Origin of the sequence: Oceanobacillus sp. MO10714A (genome assembly GCF_037072045.1) — a bacterium.
GTDB classification, from domain to species: domain Bacteria; phylum Bacillota; class Bacilli; order Bacillales; family Amphibacillaceae; genus Oceanobacillus; species Oceanobacillus indicireducens.
In genome coordinates this window covers 1-3,011 of record NZ_JAXHDC010000094.1, presented here as the reverse complement: position 1 = coordinate 3,011, position 3,011 = coordinate 1, and the positions used below count along the sequence as shown (strand labels likewise).

The following is a 3,011-nucleotide window of genomic DNA, read 5'->3' as shown; positions in this document are numbered from 1 at the left end:
AAGTGGTGGAGAGGCAACTCGTTTAGTATTGTGTCAGCTATTTCTAGGAAGGTATAATGTATTAGTTTTAGATGAACCAACAAACTTTTTGGATATTTTTTGTATGGAGGCATTGGAGCAATTTTTGCATGGATACGAAGGTACAGTTCTTCTCGTATCACATGATCGTACCTTTGTTGGGACAGTGGCTGATTCTGTATATGCTATAGAAGAGCAGAAATTAGTGTTGAAAAGTTAATATAAATGAAGAGAAAGTATAAAAAGAGTTGGCGAACAAGAAAGATATTAAAGATATTAACAATAATATAGCTTTGATACTAAAAGGAGACATTATTGTATTAAAAAAGTTGTTATTTGTATAAATAATGAAGGAGAAATAAATTATGCGTATTTTTAGTATTTTTGTAATAGATACAGTTCATTATCAACCAAACGAAAAATAAATGGTTATAATGAATTGTTAAAATGGAATTCATTATAACCTAAATAGGAGAGGTTATAATGAACAAAGTAAATATAAAGGATAGTCAAAATTTTATTACTTCAAAATATCATATAGAAAAAATAATGAAACAGATAGATTTAAACGAAAATGATAACATTTTTGAAATCGGTGCTGGTAAAGGGCATTTTACTATTGAATTGGTAAACCGGTGTAATTATGTGACAGCTATAGAAATTGACCCTAAATTATGTGAGGTAACTCAGAGTAAACTTTTAAATTACGCTAACTATCAAATTGTAAATGATGATATCTTGAAATTTAATTTTCCTAAACATAAATCATATAAAATATTTGGAAGTATACCTTACAATATAAGCACAAGTATAATTAGAAAAATTGTTTATGAAAGTACGGCTACAGTAAGTTATTTAATAGTGGAATATGGTTTTGCAAAAAGATTATTAAATACAAACAGATCACTAGCATTGCTCTTAATGGCAGAAGTAGATATTTCTATATTAGCAAAAATTCCTAGGCATTATTTTCATCCGAAACCTAAAGTGGACAGCTCATTAATTGTATTGAAAAGAAAGCCTATAAAAATGTCATATAAAGATAGAAAAAAATATAAATACTTTGTAATGAAATGGGTTAACAAGGAGTACAAAAAACTGTTTACCAAAAATCAATTTAATAAAGCCTTAAAACATGCGAAAATAAAAGATTTAAAAAATGTAAGTTACGAACAGTTTTTATCCCTTTTCAAAAGTTATAAATTATTCAATAGATAATTAGAAATAAAAGAGATGAACAAAGAGTGCCTGTGTGTGTTTATGGCAAATAAATGTGTGGAACTTTGCAAAGTAAATGCAGGGTTCTGCACTAAACTTTTTTGCCAATAATAAAAAGGAAATTGCTAGTTTCCCATGTAAACACTACTACATCTTAACTATCTGCGATTATCAATCAAGTCATATTAAAGCTGTTTTAATATGACTAATCAAGCATACTACTTATCATCGTGGACAATTGACTGTTCTTATGTGTTATGCTGGATTGAAACCATACGGTGTTTATGGACCTCTAAAAGAAGATTGGGTTCATTTCAGGCTGGAGAACCCACCACTATAATACTATGTAAATCCAAAATAAACACTTGGCTGTCCTAATAAACATTTGCTCTTTCGATTTAAACACTCAACAATTACTCCGTTTTTTCAACAGGAGGCCGAGTATTTCTAGAGCACAGATGTAAATAATACCCTTATTCAAGAAGGTTAATATTATGATATACTGAAAAAAGATTAATAAGAAGGGAATGTTGTTTTATGTTTAACAAGCTAAATGTTGAAATTGTAACAAACGGGGAGGTATATGCAAAGTAAATTCAAGCATTGAGCCTCCCAAAAGTTATAATCTTAAACTTTAGGAGGAAATAAAATTGAATCATATTCATATGGAAAAACTAGGACTTACTGAACAATTTATTCAGGAGTCTAAACAATATAAAGATTTATTTATCGGTCGAGTTTCATCACAAACAAAAAACGTATACAAAGTGATAACGGAAAATGGTGAGATTTTAGCTGAGATTTCAGGGAAATTTTATTTTAGTGTAAAAAATTCATCTGAATTCCCTTCCGTTGGGGATTTTGTAATGATTGACCGGATGGACAATTCTCAAGGAAATGCGATTATTCATCATGTATTAACCCGGAAAAGTATTTTTGCACGAAAAATAGCAGGTTCGAGAGAAGATTTGCAAGTTGTCGCTACAAATATTGATACCGTGTTTATTTGTATGTCACTGAATAATGATTTTAATCTGCGTAGATTAGAACGTTATCTTTCTATCGCATGGGATAGTGGTGCTATTCCTGTTGTTGTCCTTACAAAATCAGATCTATGTACCGAATTAGAGAACAGGCTTAACGAAGTATCTTCTATAGCAATAGGTGTTGAAGTGCATGTTACAAGTGCTTCTGACGATGGATATCAATCATTAAAAAGATATCTTTCAGAAGGACAGACAGTTGCATTTATTGGCTCATCCGGTGTTGGAAAATCAACGCTAATTAATCGACTTCTTGGTCAAAATGTCTTAGATACGAATGAAATTAGAAGTGATGATAAAGGAAGACATACGACTACAAGACGTGAACTAATCATGTTACCTGATTTCGGTGTTGTGATCGATACTCCTGGTATGCGTGAACTTGGCGTAATTAGTGCCGATTTGTCAAAATCCTTTGCAGACATTGATGAACTTACCATAAAGTGCAAATTTAATGACTGTACACATACGAATGAGCCTAAATGTGCTGTGCAACAGGCTATTCTAGATGGAATATTGTCCATTGAAAGACTGGAAAGCTACCTGAAACTAAAAAAAGAAATAAAGTATGAAGGCTTAAATTCTAAAATGATTGAAAAAGAAAAGCTAAATGATATGTTTAGTGAGATGGGCGGTATGAAAAACGCCAGGAAGTTCTTTAAAGAACAAAAGAGAAAAAAACGTAGATAAAAATGAAGGGTTGAATCTAAAACAAGATTCAATCCTTTTTTG

The 3,011-nt window shown here is 30.9% G+C and carries 3 protein-coding genes and 2 pseudogenes; all 5 read left to right on the top strand.

Features of this window, described 5'->3' with window-relative positions:
• A pseudogene (locus tag SPD53_RS19570) lies at positions 1-238 on the top strand (ABC-F type ribosomal protection protein); the annotation flags it as partial.
• Positions 239-383: 145 nt separating this feature from the next.
• Positions 384-443, top strand: a complete 60-nt coding sequence (locus SPD53_RS19990) for an erythromycin resistance leader peptide (RefSeq protein ID WP_263115280.1) — start codon at positions 384-386, stop codon at positions 441-443.
• Positions 444-501: 58 nt separating this feature from the next.
• On the top strand, positions 502-1,236 hold the full coding sequence (erm, locus tag SPD53_RS19565; protein ID WP_263115275.1) for a 23S ribosomal RNA methyltransferase Erm: 735 nt from the start codon (positions 502-504) through the stop codon (positions 1,234-1,236).
• A gap of 205 nt (positions 1,237-1,441) precedes the next feature.
• A pseudogene (locus SPD53_RS19560) lies at positions 1,442-1,576 on the top strand (DinB family protein); the annotation flags it as partial.
• A gap of 310 nt (positions 1,577-1,886) precedes the next feature.
• Entirely contained in the window at positions 1,887-2,969 is a 1,083-nt protein-coding gene (gene rsgA / locus SPD53_RS19555) for a ribosome small subunit-dependent GTPase A (protein WP_277679601.1), read from the top strand.
• The last annotated feature ends 42 nt before the right edge of the window (positions 2,970-3,011 follow it).